The sequence below is a fragment of the Bacillus alkalicellulosilyticus genome, assembly GCF_002019795.1.
GTDB classification, from domain to species: domain Bacteria; phylum Bacillota; class Bacilli; order Bacillales; family Bacillaceae_F; genus Bacillus_AO; species Bacillus_AO alkalicellulosilyticum.
In genome coordinates, this window is record NZ_KV917381.1 from 4,187,937 (window position 1) to 4,208,567 (window position 20,631).

Below are 20,631 nucleotides of genomic sequence, written 5' to 3' on the forward strand. Positions count from 1 at the left end.
ACAAAATGGTTTCATTTGATGAGTTCCCATTGTCTTATTCCTTTCTTTTTTCCTCCCCTTAGTTTATCCTATAATTAGAAACTTTTGGTTTTTTTGTATTTTTTATAGGAGTGATAAAATGGTTAGAAGTTTACTATTTTTGATGTTGGTGGTTTCATTAATTGGTGTGACAGCTTGTTCGTCAACAGAGGAAGGTACTACGGCCCCTGTCGATATCGAATCGAATGATGCTCAACCTGAGTCGGAATCTAGTGGTGATTCCTCTTCCGAAGACGATGTGAGGATGGTAGAGTTTGAAGAGAAACTAATTGATTTAGATGACCGTTTTTCAGATTTGCTCTCGTTTTACCAATCTTCTTATCTTGTCTCACCTAGTGCCTACACGTTACAACATAGCGAGATTACTTTAAATGACTTCGCAGATCCAGCTTCATCGACTCATCCTGAAAAAAGATTTCATTTGATTTCTTATGCGTATTCAGGCGACGAGCGAGTCGATCATTATAGTATTTCCGTTCAAGATGGTACTGAGTGGTTTGAAAAAAATGCGAACGATTCGATTTCCAAACCTATAGAAGGAACGGGTGCTTATTATTACGCGGGTGACGTGATTTGGGGCAAAGAAGGACGTTCTTACCGATTTTCGAATCGAGTTCCCGAGAACGAAGCGGATTTAGCTACGTTATTCCTTGAGCAAATACCAACGCAAGGGGAAATGGATTCTGTATTCGAACGTTTCTCTTCATCCGTTCTTCCTACATACTTGCCTAAAGAAGCGTTTATTCAAAGCATTCACGTTGAACGAGAATATAGCCCGGTCAATTTTTCAACCGGCATGAGACTTCGCTATACCATCCCTTTAACGGAAACCAACTATTTGATTATCACAGAATTTACGGAGTATGGGCCACAGCCTCCTAATTATTCCATTTTTGAAGATACAGAAACGGTATCCGTTGGAGACACTGAAGTTGTCTTTCGTACCTACGAGTCATCCATGCAAGTCTTTTTTGAACAAGACGATTGGACGTATCGTATTTCATATGACCCCGTCCTTTCAGATGGTCGAAACGTAATGCAAGAAGACATTGTGAAAATGATTGAGTCCATGATTCACTAAAAAAAGCTGAGTATGAATTCATACTCAGCTTTTTTCATGTTTCAGGTCGTGCCAAGTGCTTTACAGCTAGCTATATGACTGTTGAGAGTATTAATACTTTATGAAACTAAATTTCTTCTCCTTTTAATCAGTAGTTTCCCTTAAAAATTCTATACTTATTCTGTCAACTTTTATTTCAATATATTTATCCATCAATTCAGGATAATCAGACAAATACTCATCGTCATCAGTAAAAACTAATCCTGCATCAATATTATCCTCATGTAACAAACCTCTTATATAATACTCATAACCTAAACCAATACGTTCAATTTCTTTCTTCTCTCCCTGGATTTCACGAATCATTAACTCATTTAAGATAGTAAACCCTATTGATACAGGGTAACTTTTTCCTACTTCAATTTTATAAGGACAAATAAAAGCAAATCCTGTAAATTCAATACCCTCGATCTCAATTATCACTTCTTCCTCAATTTGTGGGTCTAGCCTTTTAACAAGAGCGGTATATACCATATATAAATCCTCACTTCCTACTCTGCTGGATTAATCACTGGAATATTTCCACCATTAATGGTCTTCCAAATCTTTTTGCCACTCTGAATGTGGTAGGTCGTAATATCACCATTATTATTAGTACCTACAAATTCAAACTTTGCTTTACCATTTTTATTATTTCCCAGAAACTTGACATATCCTGTCCTAATTTCACCTTTATATTCATACTTGACCTTTATGCCATTACTAATAACCTCTTTTGCACCTTCAAGATACTCGTCGGCATTTTTATATAATCCGTCAAATTCCTTCCCATGCTTATCAAAATGTCCTTCTAGTTTACCACGATCTGCAAAACCTGAAGGGCTTTTACCCGTACCCTTATTAAATCCACTAAGTGCAATTTCCCCTATTTTTTTACCCGTATTTTTAATAGCATTTCCTGGACTTAAGTAATCTACAAACCATATAGATGTTCCTTCAAGTGCGCTGTCTAATTCTCTACTTCCGCCAATCCGTTCCTCGGGAATATGGTCTACTACTGCAAATTTTTGAGTTCCATTTTCAAAATACTCACGGATGATTCTTCCATTCGCAACCACATGATAAATACCGCCATATTCCATATACTCGTCAATGACTCTTACCGATTGTATTGCATGTTTTGTCCATTCAGCATAATATAGGTTTCACTCATCTGGTGGCAATCAGGCAACGTTATCGAAGTCGTTATCCAACTTTTTTTAAAAGCATATCATAGGGTGAGGTTTGATACAAAGCGGAGTTTGATAGATTCATAAAGTTCTTAATTAGTGATAAATCTCCTATTTTCCCTGCATTGTTTGCTCTTCTTTCGAGTAAGAAACCATTCGTATAAACTAACTCTAACCCTTTCTCAAACCACTCTATGTTCTTTTTACTTGTTCCTCTCTTGGCTTCTATCTTACCTATTAATGACTCAAGTTCAAAAATGATACTATTGTTAATACCAATCTCGGTTTTTCCACTAGTTGTGAAACCAGATATTTTCTTATCCAATTTCATTGGTACTTCTATGAGGTCATCAAGGGCGCGCATAACATTAGTTAATCTGGGGGCTGTAGCGCTTGAGATATCTTATACACTTTGGATAATGGTATTGATTTTTTCAGAAACTTGAGATAGGTTATCAAAATCGTCTTCGATTGTCGTGATTTTCTCTTTTAAATAGTAGCTTTCAATGATAGCGGAGTCGGTAGAATCAACATTCGCTTGAAAGGATTCGATATGGTTATCTAGCGTACGTTTTAAGGAAGTGAATAACTCTTCAAATTCTTGCAAGATTGCATCGTGTAGTTCTAGAAAGTACGTTTTGGATTTATCCGCTGCTTCACCTTGGAATGTCTCCATCTGTACGATTTGCTTAATACTCGAACGCACCGCAACTATACCATCTAGAGCCTTCATCGTTTCATTATGTAATTGATCCGCAAAATGAGTAACTTCCTTTAGTTTTACTCTATGATTCATTCCCATCTACCCTCCTTCGATTCATGTTGAATCAATAGTTTTTATAGTAACTGAATTGAAAATTACAATAAATACGTCCATTGTTAAGAAGAAATAAACCTCTCACCACAGTTTGTGTGGTGTGAATATAGATTGTTTTGTTTCGCGCTAGTAATGTTTGTATTATAGTGACCTTGCCTTAACTGATAATAGTGAAAATGATAGAGAGATTATAATGGAAGGAATTAACGGAATAATGACTTTATGAAGCAATAAACATCCCTACATGGTTTCATTCTGTTTGTGAACAGTTTGAAAAATAAATTGTTCAAGTTGTGTTCTCTCTTTTGAAACTCAGCTTATTTACCTAGTAATCCGTAAGTTCATTAAGAAAAAGAAGCAAGAGAAAACTGTCTCATGCTTCTTCTTTACGTTATTGTGGAGTAATTGAACTTGCCCAAATATATGGTACAGTTATTCTTCCAGCTGATACACTGTCATATGTGTAGGTGTCCATTAATATTCCTTTTACTGTAACAATGCTTCCTTCCAATAAGGTAGGTGCATTCTCAAGTACTCTGTTTCCTCTGCTTTTTCTAAAAGGCACTTTTTCGATATGTTCTTCTTCAATCTCTTCTTGTTCTTCTTCCACTACAAAGAATGAATCCGGTAGGGCTACCTTATTAGAAGAAACTATCTCAATGGAGTAGGCGTTAGGCACATTGTCTACAGACAGGCTAACAAAATAAGAGTCTGCGTAAACTACCTGTATGTCAGCAAATGAACCAGCTATTGTCTCATCAAGTAATAAATCACTATTACTGTTAATTAGTGAAGAGTAATGTTGCGTTTGGCTTCTACTGGTGCAGATTCTATTGATTCTTTCTAGCATAAGAGTTAAATACAGAAGCTTATATAAATCGGACAATTGATGAATTCACTTTTGAGAAGCGTAATTTTCTTATAATCTAGTGACGATTGCTACTACAGAGACTAACACTGTGACAACAAAACCTAATAACATAAACAGTAAAATTGCTAGTGAAAAGTTTTTTTGAGGATTTGGTGCACCAAATCCCCAGACTTATGGAAAAATAAAGGTATCAATTGTTATCCCTATTATAATAAACGTTCCTAACCATTGTAGAACTCACATTTGATTGTTTTTATGGACGTCCGATATTCCCACCTCACATTATTCATATTTCCGATACTTTTGATTCTTTCTAGCTTCGTTTTTTGTATAGATATAGAAAACCACCAACGAATAATATTAGACTGTACCATGAACTATATATTGGAAATATATGACCTCCCCATGTTAAAAAATAGTAAAAACTATGCAATAGGATTAGTAATCCAATTAGTGTTAACAACCCAACAAATACGTTTAAAATGGAATTTGTACTATTAATTACTTCACGCTTCTTATATAAGTAAAATAGGGTAGTAATATATAAAATGAGTCCGATATGCCCTTCCCAACCATAGGCACCCAAAATAAAATTAAAAACTAAACTTAACCTTGAATCATAATATTCAAGTACCCATGTATTAAAAACGAATAATATTAACAAAGATATTTTATTTGCAAATAAATAGCCACCTATCCCTAATAAAATAAGTCCAATAATTGATAATGGCTTTGTTGATTTCAGTCTTCCAAGCATTTATTCATCTCCTATGAAAATGTCTTTTGTTAAATGTATTAGCATGGAGTTTTTTTGTACAATAACTAATTCATGGTAAATATATTTATTGTTATTGGCTTTCTGGGTCCATATTTTTAAGAGTGCAGACTCACCCGTATTAGTACCACAATAACCCCGTCAAACCAGATTACCTAGTTTGACGGGGGTGTTGTTCATAGTACGACCCCTTTTTAGTAAAAGCTAGCTCTTTCAACACTTTTCCTACGACTTTTTCTCGCATGCCATTGCTTAAATACTTTATCAATTACATTATTAGCGTCTTTACAAATGCAAATAATAGTTTGGTTGTTATGTTTAGCATATATCTGTTTATTAACATTTAAAATACGCAATTATTTCGTCCTATTAAATATTCGACAATATTCCTTTTCCTTTCATCCTCGTAAACGAGCTGATTGTCAGTAGTTACAGGCCCAAGTTCAGCACTGATTATCACTTCAAATTCGTCTTCTACTATTTTTAATTCGAGAAATTGAATAACATTTTCACCTTCATATCCCAGAGAGATCCTCTTTTCAGTATTATTTCTTCTTTCTTCGTACTCACTTAACGTTGGTAAATCTCTGGATTAATTAATACATGGAATTATAATACATTTACTAGAATTCCAAGTATCATTCCAACAATCATTCCAACGATACCCATTACAATTAGAACTGTACCTTGCGTTTTTTCTTTTTTTCTGGCTAGAACACCCATGATACTCGCAGCCGGACCAAAGATAATAGGGAAAAATAACAAAGAAATAGAAAAGAATATCCAACCCAATACCACAAATATCCCACCACTACCTTTTTCCTCCTGACCCTGTGATTCTACATTTCTGTTATTCATTTGATGAACTGTAATAGCAATCTCATTTTGACTATCAATATTGCTAACCACCTTCGAGCCACAAGATATGCAAAAATTACTATTATCCTCTATTTTAGTTCCACATTTTGAACAAAACATAAATACAAAAACCTCCTTGTGTTAAGTAAAATAAAAAAACTAATTCCCACACAACTCTATTTTGAATATTTATTTTTCTAAAACACCTAGCATTTTATATAAAAGTTCAAAAGGTAAACTTCTAGATAAAAGAGGTATGTTATAAGAAAAAACAAAGTTGAACATATAGTTATAACGCACTATGTAAATAATACAATTATTATGTAATAAAATACATATTCATCAAATTTTTTCTAATATATTTGATTAATTTTGTTGAAACAAATATTTTCTTTAAACAATAAGTTGGAAGCATATTTCTCGCCTCATAGTTCCATGCTAAATCCACTACTTCGCCACCACTCACCACGCTTTCACTCGGGTCGTGCCAGGCACCACCCGAATCCCCCCAACAAAAACAGCCCCGCCAAACCAGATTTCCTAGTTTGGCGGGGCTGTTAACATTAAAAAATTAAGGACCACTACTTAGTAGCAGCTACCTCTTCTATCACATCTCCTACAACTTCTTTCTCAACTGTCTTGACTAAATCCTTCAAGAACTCTTCTCTTAAATCTTCTCTTGCTAGGGCATACTCTACGGTTGCTTGTAGGAACCCTTGCTTGTCACCTACACCATAACGCTTACCTTCATAATTATAAGCATAAATGACTTCTTTTTGGGCAAGTTCCATCAAGACATCTGTAAGTTGAATTTCTCCGCCTTCCTGGTTGTGTATGTTCTAGAATATCAAAGATAGCTGGGTTAATGACGTATCTTCCCATGATGGCTAGATTAGACGGTGCTTCTTCGAGAGATGGCTTTTCTACTAAATCACTTACTTTATAGACTCTATCGTCAATGAACGTTCCACTAGCGATTCCGTACTTATGAACTTCATCTTGAGGTACTTCTTGCACTCCTAGAATTGTCGTATTGTATCGTTCATACATTTCCATCATTTGTTCAAGACATGGCTTATCGTTTTCAACGATGTCATCCCCAAGCATAAATAAAAAAAGTACGCCCTAAAAATCCTGGGCGCATCAGAACTCCTATAACTCACTAATTCGTTTGCTTATCAAATTTTCGCTTTGGCTTAAATCCTTCTTCAAGTAAATATTGCTTCGCTTCATTATACGAAAGAAACGTTCCATCTAGTTGTTCTCCTGCATTGACGTTCCACATGTCATCTTCATGAACAACAGTTAGCTTATGCCCCTCATTGTCCATCCAGACTTCATCAATATCTTGAAGAGTTTCCTCTAGTTCACGAACTGCATTTGGTTGCAGAGATTCAATTGAGCGCTTAACGATCGAACGTAATTCTTCTTCTGAAAAATCACGGATATTAACCATCCCTTTAGGGTCTTTATTTGGCACTTTAAGTGCTGCAGCATAAACAAACCCATTTCCGTTTGGATGCAAGTGGTATACGACATTCTTTTTATCACTGTCTCCTCCCACATAATGAAAATTAACACGATTTAGTGATACATCGTGCCGTTCTAATTCCGGAAAAGACTCGATAATCGCAAGTTTTTGTTCAAATGTAAGCATAGTTCCTCCAAATAATTCTAATTTAATAATTCATTATATCATTAGTAGATAATAATAAAAAAATACACTTTTCTTGATGCTTTTCACCACTCGAAACAATGAAAAACGAAGCCATATAAACTAATCGGGTCGTGCCAGGCACCACCCAATTAGGCACCACCCGAATCACCCACAACAAAAATAGCCCCGCCAAACCAGATACTCTAGTTTGGCGGGGCTATTTACACAATAGGTTTACTACTTAGTAGCAGCTACCTCTTTCATCACATCTCCTACAACTTCTTTCTCAACAGTTTTGACTAAATACTGTAAAAACTCTTCTCTTAAATCTTCTCTTGCTAGGGCATACTCTACGGTTGCTTGTAGGAACCCTTGCTTGTCACCTACATCATAGCGTCTATATTCAAAATTATAAGCATAAATTGCTTCTTTTTGGGCAAGTTCCAGCAGGGCATCGGTAAGTTGGATTTCTCCACCTTTGCCTGGTGGTGTGTGTTCTAAGATATCAAATATTGCTAACTTAATAACGTATCTAGTATTCAACTTCTTCTTTTTTTCTTTTTAAGCTTAAACGTAGCGTATGGGATACAGGATTATTCTCTATGATTAACTATATCAACTGCTCCTTCTAATTTGGTTGGTAAGCGCTCGCTCATGCTTTTTCTTAGTTTGTTAATAATAATCTGATACGTTTTATTGAAATTATCAAGTCTCTTCTCTTTATAAGTAAATACACTAAGTAAGTCAATAAATAGATGCTACTTGCTATTAACATATTAGAACCTAATGTTATTGCAACTATAATAAAGCTGGATGTTACGCAAATCTCAAGCAAACTATCCCTTAATATAGATATATTAAGTACACTTATTAAAAACCACTCTGCTATAAAACTTCGAATCGCTAATAAAACTATAATTGAAGCAATAGCCATGTTTAAATCTCTAATATATACCGTTGTAACAATAGTTGTAATAATACTTAAAATAAGTACAATCACATTATACTTTAGAATTGTGTTTTCCTTTCTAAAAGTTTTTAAGTAAGTGTTTACTAATAATGCCATCTTCCCCTCAAAGATAATAATAGGGAATATTAACGCAAGATACATTAATGCGTCTGAATAATTTGGTAGCCAATATACCAAACCTGTTTTCAATGGGAAGTAAGCAAACATAAAACCCATTAAAAAAACCATTAATAAAACTCTAATTGTGATATATATTTCAGATAACTTGTTTTTTTCGGTTCTTCTTAAAATGGGAAATAATACAATACCTACTGCATTGATAAAAAGCATAACCATATTTGATATACTTAATAATAAAGATACTTTACCAAAAGTGGCAACATCCCAAGACCTTTCAATGCCAAATCTAACTACACCAATAACAAGCATGCTGGATATATTTGCAAACATAAGTTTTACTCCAACTTGTATGTTATTGATTGTTTCATAGAAACTGAAAAAGAAATTGGACATTTTTTGAAAGGTAAAGTCTCTACAACAATAGATAGCAAACATCAAAGCAATTAATTTTCCCGATAAATCAGCGATTATTATTAATTCATATTCACGTACGCCTATTAACAAAAATAGAATGATGAGAAGCACATAAAAAAATCTACTAATCATTGTAATGAGTGCATATTCTTTAATTCTATTGGTAGCTTGCAGTATCAGTATGAGCATAGATAACACATTCATAATCACTAAATTAATTGCCACCATTAAAACAATGAACCCTTTATTACTGTCTTCAATATAAATAATAGCATAAATAGACATTACAACTGCAATTATAAGTTGCATTATTATCATCATGGTAAATTGGGAGAAGAACAAACGCTTATCAAGCGTCTTATAATCTTCTCCCCCATATCTTAAATAAATCCCATCGCTCCAACCAAAATGTAAGAACCCAACATATAAAGAATAGAAAATATATAACTGCCAATAACCATATTCTTCTACACCAAAAAGCTTAGGTATAATTAAAACGACTAAGGTAGAAATGACTAGCGATATAAAGTTAGTCCCTAGCGTGTAGGAAAAATTCCTAATAAATTTTATCGCTTTGTTATTCATAGTCAATTCCTCACCATTACTTTATTCTTGATCCCCAAGTTGAAAAAAGATCACTAACGTAAAGAGATTCTTTGTTAATTCTATTATAGTCTCCAATAGACATATCCTTTTTTCTCCATATCATCTTTATCTAAGATACTTTTAACATCAATAAGTACTTTTTCATTTGGAAAAGACGTTCCAAACAAGTTGTCCAACTTACTAATGATAGAGTTTTTAATTAGGTCATGTGCAACTGCTACTACTATGCAATCTGCGTCGTTCACCTCAGAAATATCCGTAATCTCAATGCCATATTCATGCATCGCATCATCTACGTTTGCTATTGGGTCTACAACAATTGGTTTAATACCATAATCATTTAAATGTGATATAATATCGACCACTTTTGAATTTCTAACATCAGGAGTATTCTCTTTAAATGTTAGTCCTAATATCACTACTTTAGATTGCTTCACTACTTTATTTGCGTGAATAAGTTTTTTTATAATGACGTCCGTAACGAATTTACCCATACCATCATTTATTTTTCTTCCAGAAAGAATAATTTGACTATGGTAGCCTAATCTTTCAGCCTCATATAGAAAATAATAGGGATCTACTCCAATACAGTGGCCACCAACTAAACCAGGAGTAAATGGGAGTGCATTCCACTTTGTACTCATTGCATCTAGAACTTCCTTAGTGTCAATTCCCATACGGTCAAACACCATTGCGAGCTCGTTCATAAAAGCAATGTTAATATCTCGCTGGCTGTTTTCTACAACCTTTGCAGCTTCTGCTACTTTGATGGAACCTGCTCTATGGACACCTACTTCAATAACAATTTCATAAACCCTAGCTACTTCTTCGAGCGTTTCTTCATCTATACCCGATACAATTTTTTTTATATTTTCAAGTCGATGAACCTTATCACCCGGATTAATACGTTCGGGAGAATAGCCAACTTTAAAGTCTTCACCACATTTAAGTCCTGACTCCCTCTCCAATATAGGAATACATATATCCTCTGTTACACCCGGGTAAACCGTAGATTCGTATATAACAATAGAGCCTCTAGTTAAGTTACGACCTATTATTGTGCTTGCACCTTCTACAGGAGTAAGATCTGGCGTTTTATCAGAATTGATAGGTGTAGGAACAGCAACTATATGAAATTTTGCATCTTTTAGTTTCTCTTCATTCGATGTAAATTCTACATTCGTATCACAAATGACATCATTTCCAACCTCATTCGTAGGGTCGATTCCTGATAAGTATAACTCGATCTTTCTTTTACTTAGGTCAAAACCTATCACATCCACTTTCTTTGAAAAAGCAACAGCTAACGGCATTCCTACATAGCCTAATCCAACAACAGAAATTTTTTCCTCTTTGTTAACTATTCTTTCATAAATGCTCATCTATTCAACCTCTTTTCTTAAAAAACATTCATTTAAAACTTAGAATACAACTTCAGCATGAGGTATTGTGGCGCATATAAAAGTCTAGAAATATATTCAAGACCTTGATTCTTTATAACTTTTGCAAGAATGCCGTCCACGATGGTATAACTTACGTGAGATAAATAAAATATAATTTTAATAAAAAGTGGTATTTTACTACCGCCGAAATATTTTTTTTCTTCAAGTATATATTTGTACATATTGGACTTTACATATAAATGATTCTTTGCCTTCATTGTTGCATTTCCACCACGCATTCTAACTTTCGATAATGGTTCTTTTATAATACCAACTTGATAGAAAGAAGCTAGTTGACACCATAAAAAACCATCCTGTCCATAACGCATTTTCTCCGAAAAACGTTTTTTAGGGTTCTCTAGCGCAGTTCTTCTAACCATCACAGTAGGTGTAGCAATTGGATTGAAGGCAAAACATTTAGGAAATATATCACCATAAAAGTTTTCATTATTCACAAGGTCATCTTCGCGATCTGGGTAAAATTTCATATAAGAAGTATGTGACCATTCTAGTTGACTCTTCCGCATAAATTCTAATTGTATCAAGAGCTTGTCTTTCGTATATAAATCATCAGAATCTAAAAAAGCAATATATTCTCCCCTTGCTTCATCAATACCATAATTTCTAGCCTTTCCGGGTCCTTGATTAGGTTGTCTCAAATACCTAATTCTGTCCTTATGCTTAGACATACTTTTAATGTCTATCTTTTCTTTTGAACCATCATCTATAATTAAGATTTCAAAATGTAAATCCTCTTTTTCTTCTATACTATTTATTGCTTCGTATAACCAATCTACATTATTATAGAATGGAACAATTATACTGACTTCCATGAATTCTCCTTCTCCCTGAAATATTTTTTCAAAATGGAATTAAGGATTAACACTATCCGTTAATTTCTTTGCAATAAACTTTGGAGTAGCCTCAAAGAATTTTCCTCTCACATCATTAAAGCTAATGTTTACTCCTACATTTTTTCTCACAAAAGAGATCATCTCATTTACATATTCTTCATTCGGATTTTTCATTTGCTTCAAGCACAACGCAAGCTCATACTTCTTTAACATATCAATAACTCTATCATCTTCAGATGTATAGAAATGAATAATTGGTTTTCCACATGACATATATTCAAATATTTTACTTGGTATTAAACTTACATCTGTATTTCCTATAGATAATAAAATATCACTTTTATTAATATACTTTAGTGCTTCCTCACTATCTACATGCCCGTGATTAAAGATATTACTCGGATGTTGTTTTGTATAAGATTCGACCGTTTTTACACAATTTCCTAATATATAAAAATTCACCTTTATTTTGTTATCTACATCTACTGCTTTAGAGAGTGCTTGAAGAACTAAATCTGGTGGTCGAACCATCCTGTCCAACACACCAGTATATATCAAATTCACAGATTTATAATTATTATTAATGTTAACAGTATCATTCCCGTTAGAATAATTAATTAGTAATGGATGCTCAATATGAATTAACTTATTATTATACTTTGCAAAGACTTTAGACATATGATTTATCCAAGAATCCACATAAAATACGTTATGTGAGTTCATTATCATTTCCTCCTCTAATCGAAGGTGCCTCTTGTATTTAATTTTTTTATTAAAGTTGTTTCGATGGAGAGTAGGACTGTCACTAAACTTATCAAACAGGAACGGAATAATCTTTGCCTTACTTGCATATTTAGTTTTATATCTTTGAGCTGCAACCACAGATTCAAAGGGATAACATGTAGGAATAATAACATCAATATTCCTGATTCTTGTCATTGCATCAACATATTCACAAATCAAATCCTCTTGGAGACTATTTTTTGATGTCACAATTTTACCTGCCCCTAAAATTCTCTCTGCAACTAATTTAAACTGGTAATATTTTCGAAGTATAGAATTACTTTTCGCGAGCTTATCTATTATTCCATCTCTTTTTTGCATACTACTTGTTCTAACTCTAATTATGCGATGTGAGCCATAGTGTTCTTCTGTTGGATACTTAGCTATATCCATATTTGATACCACGATTATCTCGTGTTCATTTTCAATTTCCTTCACAATGTTCAGTATACATTTTCCAATTGCTGAAAAGTATGGGTAGTAACTACCCACTAAAAAAACGAACCTCATTAATATCCTTCCTAACTTAGGAATTTAAAAAAGCAAATAAAACTAAAAAACTATTTTGTATTTTTTTCTTAATGTCCAGTAAACTAATAGTACCCAAAAGGCTACAAACGTCGTTGGATATGATAGCACTTGGTTATTTGCTGGAGTATAAAGTAAAAGTATGAATAACAAACATAACAGTACTATCGCCATTGGATTTTCATTGAATATTACATCTCTATATACTAAGCCCAATAATCCACCAATTAGGAACATTACAAATATTACTCCAATGTGGTGAACATCATTCGCAAACCATACATATATACTATGCCAGTTAACATAAGGATCCCATCCATATAACGCCATTCTTGTTTGGTAAGTCTCTTCATATAAATCTGAGCCACTTACTTTGTTAAAGTTCTCCATTAGAAACATTGAATTCCCAAGACCAAATAAAGGTACAAACTCCAGTTTTAGAGAAATTGAAAAACCGTAGTAACCCTGTGTCAAATATGAGGTTAGATAGATTAACCCTGGCTTAAAGGCGTCTGGACATATTTTCATTAAAACAGAATCATGATTTATATATACATTACCATTTGATATACTGTAATTCTGCCAATTTTGATCTACTCTACTTCCTACATTATTTGTGAAAGCCAAAATGCCAATAATAGCCAATATAGTAATAACAACCACGAATTTAGACTTTGAACCAAATATTTTTTTCTTTCCACTACTATTATAATTTTTCCTTAAAAAAACTATCAGAATTATGACAACTAATATAATAATTATGTCAAAAATACCTTTACTAGTACCTGTCCCAATCCACCTTGATAATTCTATAAAAACACTCATTAAAACTACCATTTTTTTGAGAAATGATAGTTTCTTAAAATAATAAAATCCTAATGGAAAGACTGACCAAAAAAAAGGGGCTAATAGCACAGATGTATAAGTGAAGTAGGAACCCCCAAATCTCTCAGTTTGAAACTTACTCTGATATTGTTCGGCCGGATTGGAAATCCCACTCATAAAAGAATCAAAAAGAAAACTAAGCGAAAACGCGTTAACTCCTAATGTATGCATAAAATTAAAAATAACGTAAATCAGATTTAAATAAATCATAATGCTTAAGAAGCGCATTACCGATTCACGTTTAATTGTTTTATTTGGAATAGTTTTTTTACTAATTGCTATTAAATAACCAAGTCCAAATGCTAGATGATATAAAAACAGTAAGCTATAAAATTGAACTGGACGATGAGTCGGCCAATCCCATGGTCCAAGAACGTATAATACCATTATTCCAATGAAGTAAAATGTAAAAAGCAATAACGGAAATAACAATACAATTTTTTTTGATGTTGAATTTGTTTGTATCTTACCAGAATTATTATATAAATTCTGTGTATTCATTTTTCCACCTAATTTCAGTTAAATAGCCAACAAAATATATTACTTTCTCCACACCATTCTATTAACAATTCCAGTATAACTTTGAATTAGTTTCACAACTTTCACACTTAGGTTTGTATCTACATAGTCAGGAACATCTACCCCAAGATGATTACTTGCATCCATTTTAACCGCCATATCTACTGCTTGAAGAACCTGCTCTGTTGTGATACTACCGATTATCATATTTCCTTTATCGAATACCTCAGGTCTTTCTGTACTCGTTCTTACTGATACTGCAGGAAATTTAAAAAAGCTTGCCTCCTCTGCAACTGTCCCACTATCGGAGACAACACAATATGCATTTTGTTGTAAATGATTATAATCGCAGAATCCAAAAGGAGGTAGACTTCTTACATTTTTATAAAATTTAAAACCCCTTTGTTCAATAATATTTTTACTTCTTGGATGTGTACTATAAATGATGGGTATATCGTATACTTCTGCCATCGCATTAACTGCATTCATTAGAGCCATAAAGTTATTTTCATTGTCAATGTTTTCCTCGCGATGCGCCGAAAGTAGGATATACTTTCCTTTTTCTAACTTAAGTGTTGATAAAACTTTACTGTTGTTAATTTTATGCAAATTATTACCTAGAACTTCTGCCATTGGTGAGCCTACTACATACGTTCTTTCTTTCGGCACACCTTCAGAGTTTAAATATCTTCTTGCATGTTCTGTATAACAAAGGTTAACGTCACTCGTATGGTCAACTATTCGTCTGTTAATTTCTTCAGGTAAATTCTCATCGAAACATCTATTCCCCGCTTCCAGGTGAAAGATAGGAATCTTTAATCTCTTTGCAGAAATTACACTTAAGCATGAATTAGTATCACCAAGCACAAGAAGCGCGTCAGGTTTTAGTTCTATCATTAAATCATAAGATTTAGCAAGTATATTTCCCATTGTATGACCTAGATTATCCCCCACAACACCTAGGAAATAATCTGGGTGTCTAATTCCTAATTCTTCAAAAAACACTTCATTAAGTGTATAGTCATAATTTTGTCCTGTGTGCACTAGTATGTGTTCAAAATAAATATCACACTTTTTAATTACTTCTGATAATTTGATAATTTCTGGACGTGTTCCTACTATAGTTATCAGTTTTAATTTCTTCATACATTCCCCACCTTATAATTAAAAATAATGCGGATATAACTCTTTATTTTTTTGTATCCACTCTTTTATTTCTACCACCATGTGTTCATAACTAGGGACCTCAAAACTAAAATCATTCCTAGTATTAGTTAGGGATTTATCAAGAACTAAATTATTCGTTGGTAAAATTTCTAATTCATTGTTTTTCATATATTTGTTAAACAAGTTTAATAACATATACTTGTTAATGCTAGAATTATTCACCAGATTATATAGCCCTGTTAGATTTTCTTCTAGCGCTTTATTCATTGCTTTTGCTAAGGTTAGTGTCGTAACCCCAGTCCAAATGGCTTTGGTAAAACCATTAACTTGTCCATCTTGTTTCATAAACCAATTAAATAGCCCTATTCCTTCTTCATTCATGTCTGGGCCGATGATAGAATTTCTAAAAGTTAAATCTTTGTTATTCTCAACTTCCCCCAAAGCTTTTGACCTATCATAGAAAGTCTCACCATCTCTCAATGAAGTTTCTATATATCCACCTTCCTTACCTGAAAATACACAATCCGTGCTCATATGGACCACTTTTGTTTTCATATTTTTTGTAATTTCACATAAATAATGTGGTAAATAACTATTTACTAATACGGCAGATGCTTTATTATCTTCTGCATCCTTATTTAAAATTCCAATCGCATTTATTACTGCATCATAGTTTCCGTTTACTATTACACTTTTTAAAAATGGGAAGTTTGTAATATCACCAACAAAATTATGATTACAATATGGAAACTCTCTTCTACTAAATGCTGTGACCTCGTGACCTAGTTCTTTAAAATATATAGAGATTACATGTCCTGCCATACCAGTAGCACCAAGTACTAGTATTTTCATCTATCTATCACTCCATCTCTTTAACTCTTCTTGAATATAATCTAAATTTAGTAGCTTATCTTTAATAGCTTCGATGCTCAATCTCTGTGTATTATGAGAGTTATAATCATCTACTTGTTGCAATTCTCTATTACCTTCTACAAAATACTTATCATAATTAAGGTCCCTTTTGTCAGCAGGTACTCTATAGAAACCTTCCAAATCTTCGGCTACTATATGCTCTTCTTTAGTAAGTAAGGTTTCATATAGTTTTTCCCCATGGCGAGTTCCAATAATCTTTATTTCATTATCTACGTTAAATAGTTCCTTTAACGCCTGTGCAAGATCACCAATGGTAGAAGCAGGAGCTTTTTGAACCATAATATCTCCTGCTTGAGCATTTTCAAAAGCAAACACAACTAGTTCTACCGCTTCCTCAAGACTCATAAGAAATCTTGTCATATTTGGATCCGTAATAGTCAAAGGTTCACCCTTTTTTATTTGTTCAATAAACAACGGAATAACTGAACCTCTTGATGCCATTACATTACCATATCTTGTACCACAGATTAGTGTTCTACCAGGGTCAACAGTATTTGCCTTTGCAACAAATACTTTTTCCATCATTGCCTTAGAAATTCCCATTGCATTTATAGGGTAAGCTGCCTTATCTGTGGATAGACAAATAACCTTCTTTACCCCCATTTCGATTGCTCCTGTTACAACATTATCGGTTCCAATAATGTTTGTTTTTACTGCCTCAAGTGGGAAAAATTCACAAGAAGGAACTTGTTTTAATGCCGCTGCATGAAAGATATAATCTACACCATGCATAGCATTTTTTACACTTGCTAAATCTCGTACATCACCGATGTAAAACTTTAATTTATCGTCTTTATACACCTTTCTCATATCATCTTGTTTTTTTTCATCTCTTGAAAATATTCTTATCTCTTTAACATCAGTGTTTAAGAAGCGTTTCATTACTGCATTACCAAAAGAACCTGTTCCACCTGTTATTAATAAAGTACTATCTTTAAACATATATTTATTACTCCTAACTTTTTCTAATTAGTTTTGTTAAACCATCTATCCATTCTTTCTAATAGTTTGTTTTTATCAAATGTTTTTTTAGAGTACTCAAGCGCATTAATAGACATAGTTTTTAATTCATCTGCAGACAATGACGTTAATATTTTAATATTTTCAGCTAATTTTTCTGTTTCTCCAGCATCACTACAAACTCCTGCACCAGCTTCATTGATGATCTGTTGTATCTCTCCATCAGCAGAGACTATCACTGGCAGACCACAAGCTAAACAGGATTGAGTTTTCGCTGGTAAGGTCATGGAAAACACCTTACTCTTAGAAAGACTAATTAATGTAGCATCACAAGCTGCCATAAGTTCTGGGATTTTAGTAGCCGGTTGCTTAGGAATAAAATTAAACAGTTCTTGAATATTATTATTGTTGACCTTATTGATTAAGGTCTCTTTATATCGCCCGTCTCCAACTATGTTAAACCGGACTTTTATATTACTTCTTTTTAAAATTTTTGCGACATCAGGTAGTATATCTAATCCTTGGGCTACACCAATATTTCCTGCAAATATAATATTAAAAGTATCATCCATAGGGACTTCTGTTGCTGACGCAATTTCTTTATTAACAGGAACATAGTAATCTTCTGCATATTGAGGCCAAAATTCTAGTTTGTCTAACTCTACTCCTCGTTGATGGATGGCTTCTATAAAACTTCTGGAAGAAGTAAATATTCTATCACAACGCTTATATATATAATCAACCATTACACCTAAAGCGTTCAAGATAGATTTATTTTTTATACCAGCTACAATTTCAACATTTTCGGGCCAAAGATCTGTTACATACAAGTAACAAGGTATTTTTCTCTTTTTTGCATACCAAACTCCTGGAAGTGCTTGGGTCATAGGAGAGACTTCAAATATATATACATAATCTGCTTTTAATTTTGAGAGGGCTTTCCAAAAGAACCCTGATACAACAAAGGATAAATAATTTAAAGCTAGAGTTATAGAACTGTTTCCTCTTGGTATTAGAGGAATTCTAATAATGTCTACACCGTTATATTCTTCTCTTCTTTTCTTAAAATAGCTATATCCATCATAAAACTTACCTTGCGGATAATTAGGTATTCCTGTAATTACAGTTACCTTGTATCCTCTTTTTACCCATTCCGTACATATATCGTTAATCCGAAATTGCTCAGGATAGAAATACTGAGCAATAACTAAAATATGTTTTTTCATTTTAGCGACCTTTCTTGGTTTTTTTCGGTAGCTTCAATTGATTCTCTTAAGCTTCTAATTCTGTAATTTGTCTTATAATGACTTAAACTTTTATCATAGACCAAATTTCCAAATACTTTATTGATGATATCTACTTTCCCAATGAACGGTTTAATGATTTTGTTAAACATTTTAGTAGTTATGATTTTTTTTTGATGAACTTGAGCTATTAGTTTTACCAGTTCACTTGTTTGCACATATTCTTCATTTTGAGGGAAAAATAATCCACTTTCCTCATTATCGATTAAGAGACGAATAAACTCGCAAAGATTTTCTATATGAAGCATGCTTCTTTGATTATTTATTTCAGGAAAAATAGGAATCATCCGTGCTACTTTTGCGAGTTTAGGATAATTTCCTTTCGAACCTTTGCCATATATCATTGGTGGTCTGACAATAGCAACCTTAAATTTATCATTTCCTAGTGGAGTAATTCCCTCCTCTGCTTGGAGCTTACTATCCCCGTAAAAATTACTCGGTTTTGGAACTGTATTTATATCAATAATTCTTTCATCTGCCATACTTTCCCCATATACGATGATACTACTCATAAAAATAAACTGTTTTACCCCATCACTCTTAGCTTTCTTAGCGGACTCAATAGTATAGTCTCTATTTACCTTATAATATAAACTTTCTAACTTTGGATCTCTTGAAACATGAGCAATTCCTGCGACATGAAATATTACATCATATTCAGAAAAACTCTTCTCTCGCCAAGAGTCTTCTTTAAAACTAATGAAGTCAACTTGATACTCTAATTTATCAGTGAGCCAGTTTTCTAGACTTAACCCGATGTAACTATTAACTCCAGTAATTAGTACCTTCTTCATTTCGTCACTCTTTCCTTAGTACTAGCAATTTCATTTTTACCTGTTGTTCCAGTTCCACCTTCAACAACACCATCACTTTTAACCACACTAACAATTGTTCCAAAAAAACATTTTACATCCATACCAATACCAATCTTTTCTACATACTCCCCATCTAACTTTGCTTTAATTTCAATAGGAAGTTCATCTCTACCATTAATTTGGGCCCAACCCGTTAGTCCTGGTGGCACATCATTAGCTCCATACTTATCACGTTCAGCGATAAGATCGAATTGATTCCACAATGCAGGCCTAGGTCCGATAATACTCATTTGACCAACAAAGATATTCCAGATCTGAGGTAATTCATCCAATGACGTTTTTCGCAAGAATTTTCCCATTTTTGTAATGTATTGGTCAGGATTTTCCAGAAGATGTGTCGGCGTATCATTTGGAGTATTTATTCTCATCGTACGGAATTTCAATATGTTAAAATGTGTTTTGTTTACTCCAACTCTCTTTTGTTTAAAAAGCACTGGACCTTTGGAGTCTAGTTTAATAGCCAAAGTAAGCAATACTAGGATTGGGGATAGAACTATCATCCCTATCATAGAAAGTATAATATCTATTATTCTTTTTATTTTCAGATACACCCTTTGTACCCCCCCTTGAATGATTTTAAGTCGGTTAGTTGTTCAAATACTAATCGGCTTCATAGCTCTATCTCTAGTCAATTAAACCATTACAAATTCTTCGACTTAACTCGTTTCACTGCTGCATTGCACTGTCCCTTCTATATAAATAAGAGAGTCACAGGATACATTACACACTCCTTGATCATGCTCCTCTACAAATTGTGAAAATAATTCATCCGAATGTTCGATTCCTTCTGATGAAAGGTGTGTTTCATACATTTTTTCAATTTGTTCGATATTAATTTCGCATGATTCGTCTCTTGCTTTTTCTATAATCCCTCTAGCCGTTGGGAATGCGATGCCTGCTATAATCCCTAGGATGACAATCCCTAGTCGCCTCTTTTCAATTAAAGTAGCAAGTCAGGATTGTGT

General features: G+C 33.4%; 23 protein-coding genes. 1 reads left to right on the forward strand and 22 read right to left on the reverse strand.

The genetic code is table 11. The features are described from left to right. Positions 1-118 precede the first annotated feature (118 nt). A complete protein-coding gene (locus BK585_RS20955; protein ID WP_078555993.1) occupies positions 119-1,120 on the forward strand; it encodes a hypothetical protein in 1,002 nt (333 codons plus the stop codon). Between the two features lie 123 nt (positions 1,121-1,243). Here BK585_RS20955 and BK585_RS20960 read toward each other — a convergent pair whose 3' ends face one another. The 22 genes from BK585_RS20960 to BK585_RS21060 all read right to left on the reverse strand — a co-directional run bounded on the left by BK585_RS20960 (position 1,244) and on the right by BK585_RS21060 (position 20,217). Continuing rightward, a complete protein-coding gene (locus tag BK585_RS20960; protein ID WP_078555995.1) occupies positions 1,244-1,633 on the reverse strand; it encodes a hypothetical protein in 390 nt (129 codons plus the stop codon). A 17-nt stretch (positions 1,634-1,650) separates the two neighbouring features. Next, positions 1,651-2,241 (reverse strand): hypothetical protein, encoded by a 591-nt coding sequence (locus BK585_RS20965; RefSeq protein WP_078555997.1) that lies wholly within the window; start codon positions 2,239-2,241, stop codon positions 1,651-1,653. Positions 2,242-2,344: 103 nt separating this feature from the next. Continuing rightward, complete coding sequence (locus tag BK585_RS20970) at positions 2,345-2,659, reverse strand: hypothetical protein (protein ID WP_078555999.1); 315 nt, start codon at positions 2,657-2,659, stop codon at positions 2,345-2,347. A gap of 72 nt (positions 2,660-2,731) precedes the next feature. Further along, positions 2,732-3,124, reverse strand: a complete 393-nt coding sequence (locus BK585_RS20975) for a T7SS effector LXG polymorphic toxin (RefSeq protein WP_170885668.1) — start codon at positions 3,122-3,124, stop codon at positions 2,732-2,734. 412 nt (positions 3,125-3,536) lie between these two features. After that, the gene (locus BK585_RS20980; protein ID WP_078556003.1) at positions 3,537-4,031 is read right to left on the reverse strand and encodes a hypothetical protein; all 495 of its coding nucleotides are present in this window, start codon (positions 4,029-4,031) and stop codon (positions 3,537-3,539) included. A 298-nt stretch (positions 4,032-4,329) separates the two neighbouring features. Further along, positions 4,330-4,773: a hypothetical protein gene (locus BK585_RS20985; RefSeq protein WP_078556005.1), complete on the reverse strand. Its 444-nt coding sequence runs from the start codon at positions 4,771-4,773 to the stop codon at positions 4,330-4,332. Between the two features lie 627 nt (positions 4,774-5,400). Further along, positions 5,401-5,769 (reverse strand): zinc ribbon domain-containing protein, encoded by a 369-nt coding sequence (locus BK585_RS20990; protein WP_078556007.1) that lies wholly within the window; start codon positions 5,767-5,769, stop codon positions 5,401-5,403. A gap of 461 nt (positions 5,770-6,230) precedes the next feature. After that, on the reverse strand, positions 6,231-6,440 hold the full coding sequence (locus BK585_RS24315) for a hypothetical protein (RefSeq protein ID WP_212567935.1): 210 nt from the start codon (positions 6,438-6,440) through the stop codon (positions 6,231-6,233). Continuing rightward, positions 6,403-6,756: a sugar phosphate nucleotidyltransferase gene (locus tag BK585_RS20995; RefSeq protein ID WP_212567936.1), complete on the reverse strand. Its 354-nt coding sequence runs from the start codon at positions 6,754-6,756 to the stop codon at positions 6,403-6,405. Before BK585_RS20995 ends, BK585_RS24315 begins: the two co-directional genes overlap by 38 nt. Before the next feature lie 55 nt (positions 6,757-6,811). Then, complete coding sequence (locus BK585_RS21000; protein WP_078556009.1) at positions 6,812-7,306, reverse strand: hypothetical protein; 495 nt, start codon at positions 7,304-7,306, stop codon at positions 6,812-6,814. A gap of 237 nt (positions 7,307-7,543) precedes the next feature. Further along, positions 7,544-7,849 carry a hypothetical protein gene (locus BK585_RS21005; protein WP_212567937.1) on the reverse strand — a complete coding sequence of 102 codons (306 nt, stop codon included), beginning with the start codon at positions 7,847-7,849 and terminating at the stop codon, positions 7,544-7,546. 121 nt (positions 7,850-7,970) lie between these two features. Further along, complete coding sequence (locus tag BK585_RS21010; protein WP_078556011.1) at positions 7,971-9,395, reverse strand: lipopolysaccharide biosynthesis protein; 1,425 nt, start codon at positions 9,393-9,395, stop codon at positions 7,971-7,973. A gap of 83 nt (positions 9,396-9,478) precedes the next feature. Then, positions 9,479-10,798 carry a nucleotide sugar dehydrogenase gene (locus tag BK585_RS21015; RefSeq protein WP_078556014.1) on the reverse strand — a complete coding sequence of 440 codons (1,320 nt, stop codon included), beginning with the start codon at positions 10,796-10,798 and terminating at the stop codon, positions 9,479-9,481. 32 nt (positions 10,799-10,830) lie between these two features. Next, on the reverse strand, positions 10,831-11,691 hold the full coding sequence (locus BK585_RS21020; protein ID WP_078556016.1) for a glycosyltransferase family 2 protein: 861 nt from the start codon (positions 11,689-11,691) through the stop codon (positions 10,831-10,833). Positions 11,692-11,730: 39 nt separating this feature from the next. Beyond that, positions 11,731-13,005, reverse strand: a complete 1,275-nt coding sequence (locus tag BK585_RS21025; RefSeq protein ID WP_078556017.1) for a glycosyltransferase — start codon at positions 13,003-13,005, stop codon at positions 11,731-11,733. 42 nt (positions 13,006-13,047) lie between these two features. After that, complete coding sequence (locus BK585_RS21030; RefSeq protein WP_078556019.1) at positions 13,048-14,409, reverse strand: hypothetical protein; 1,362 nt, start codon at positions 14,407-14,409, stop codon at positions 13,048-13,050. A gap of 39 nt (positions 14,410-14,448) precedes the next feature. Then, positions 14,449-15,573, reverse strand: coding sequence for a non-hydrolyzing UDP-N-acetylglucosamine 2-epimerase (gene wecB, locus BK585_RS21035; RefSeq protein ID WP_078556021.1), 1,125 nt, complete (start codon positions 15,571-15,573; stop codon positions 14,449-14,451). An 18-nt stretch (positions 15,574-15,591) separates the two neighbouring features. Then, positions 15,592-16,446: an SDR family oxidoreductase gene (locus BK585_RS21040; RefSeq protein ID WP_078556023.1), complete on the reverse strand. Its 855-nt coding sequence runs from the start codon at positions 16,444-16,446 to the stop codon at positions 15,592-15,594. Continuing rightward, entirely contained in the window at positions 16,447-17,469 is a 1,023-nt protein-coding gene (locus BK585_RS21045) for a polysaccharide biosynthesis protein (RefSeq protein WP_078556025.1), read from the reverse strand. A 23-nt stretch (positions 17,470-17,492) separates the two neighbouring features. Next, positions 17,493-18,713, reverse strand: coding sequence for a glycosyltransferase family 4 protein (locus BK585_RS21050; protein WP_078556027.1), 1,221 nt, complete (start codon positions 18,711-18,713; stop codon positions 17,493-17,495). Beyond that, the gene (locus tag BK585_RS21055) at positions 18,710-19,585 is read right to left on the reverse strand and encodes an NAD-dependent epimerase/dehydratase family protein (RefSeq protein WP_078556028.1); all 876 of its coding nucleotides are present in this window, start codon (positions 19,583-19,585) and stop codon (positions 18,710-18,712) included. Before BK585_RS21055 ends, BK585_RS21050 begins: the two co-directional genes overlap by 4 nt. Then, positions 19,582-20,217, reverse strand: coding sequence for a sugar transferase (locus tag BK585_RS21060; RefSeq protein WP_078556030.1), 636 nt, complete (start codon positions 20,215-20,217; stop codon positions 19,582-19,584). Before BK585_RS21060 ends, BK585_RS21055 begins: the two co-directional genes overlap by 4 nt. Between the last annotated feature and the right edge of the window lie 414 nt (positions 20,218-20,631).

Excerpts from the sequence above, each read along its gene's own strand:
- BK585_RS20955 (WP_078555993.1), top strand. The coding sequence starts at position 119 with ATGGTTAGAAGTTTACTATTTTTGATGTTGGTGGTTTCATTAATTGGT.
- BK585_RS20960 (WP_078555995.1), bottom strand. The coding sequence starts at position 1,633 with ATGGTATATACCGCTCTTGTTAAAAGGCTAGACCCACAAATTGAGGAA.
- BK585_RS20965 (WP_078555997.1), bottom strand. The coding sequence starts at position 2,241 with ATGGAATATGGCGGTATTTATCATGTGGTTGCGAATGGAAGAATCATC.
- BK585_RS20970 (WP_078555999.1), bottom strand. The coding sequence starts at position 2,659 with ATGAAATTGGATAAGAAAATATCTGGTTTCACAACTAGTGGAAAAACC.
- BK585_RS20975 (WP_170885668.1), bottom strand. The coding sequence starts at position 3,124 with ATGAATCATAGAGTAAAACTAAAGGAAGTTACTCATTTTGCGGATCAA.
- BK585_RS20985 (WP_078556005.1), bottom strand. The coding sequence starts at position 4,773 with ATGCTTGGAAGACTGAAATCAACAAAGCCATTATCAATTATTGGACTT.
- BK585_RS20990 (WP_078556007.1), bottom strand. The coding sequence starts at position 5,769 with ATGTTTTGTTCAAAATGTGGAACTAAAATAGAGGATAATAGTAATTTT.
- BK585_RS24315 (WP_212567935.1), bottom strand. The coding sequence starts at position 6,440 with ATGGAACTTGCCCAAAAAGAAGTCATTTATGCTTATAATTATGAAGGT.
- BK585_RS20995 (WP_212567936.1), bottom strand. The coding sequence starts at position 6,756 with ATGCTTGGGGATGACATCGTTGAAAACGATAAGCCATGTCTTGAACAA.
- BK585_RS21000 (WP_078556009.1), bottom strand. The coding sequence starts at position 7,306 with ATGCTTACATTTGAACAAAAACTTGCGATTATCGAGTCTTTTCCGGAA.
- BK585_RS21010 (WP_078556011.1), bottom strand. The coding sequence starts at position 9,395 with ATGAATAACAAAGCGATAAAATTTATTAGGAATTTTTCCTACACGCTA.
- BK585_RS21015 (WP_078556014.1), bottom strand. The coding sequence starts at position 10,798 with ATGAGCATTTATGAAAGAATAGTTAACAAAGAGGAAAAAATTTCTGTT.
- BK585_RS21020 (WP_078556016.1), bottom strand. The coding sequence starts at position 11,691 with ATGGAAGTCAGTATAATTGTTCCATTCTATAATAATGTAGATTGGTTA.
- BK585_RS21025 (WP_078556017.1), bottom strand. The coding sequence starts at position 13,005 with ATGAGGTTCGTTTTTTTAGTGGGTAGTTACTACCCATACTTTTCAGCA.
- BK585_RS21030 (WP_078556019.1), bottom strand. The coding sequence starts at position 14,409 with ATGAATACACAGAATTTATATAATAATTCTGGTAAGATACAAACAAAT.
- wecB (WP_078556021.1), bottom strand. The coding sequence starts at position 15,573 with ATGAAGAAATTAAAACTGATAACTATAGTAGGAACACGTCCAGAAATT.
- BK585_RS21040 (WP_078556023.1), bottom strand. The coding sequence starts at position 16,446 with ATGAAAATACTAGTACTTGGTGCTACTGGTATGGCAGGACATGTAATC.
- BK585_RS21045 (WP_078556025.1), bottom strand. The coding sequence starts at position 17,469 with ATGTTTAAAGATAGTACTTTATTAATAACAGGTGGAACAGGTTCTTTT.
- BK585_RS21050 (WP_078556027.1), bottom strand. The coding sequence starts at position 18,713 with ATGAAAAAACATATTTTAGTTATTGCTCAGTATTTCTATCCTGAGCAA.
- BK585_RS21055 (WP_078556028.1), bottom strand. The coding sequence starts at position 19,585 with ATGAAGAAGGTACTAATTACTGGAGTTAATAGTTACATCGGGTTAAGT.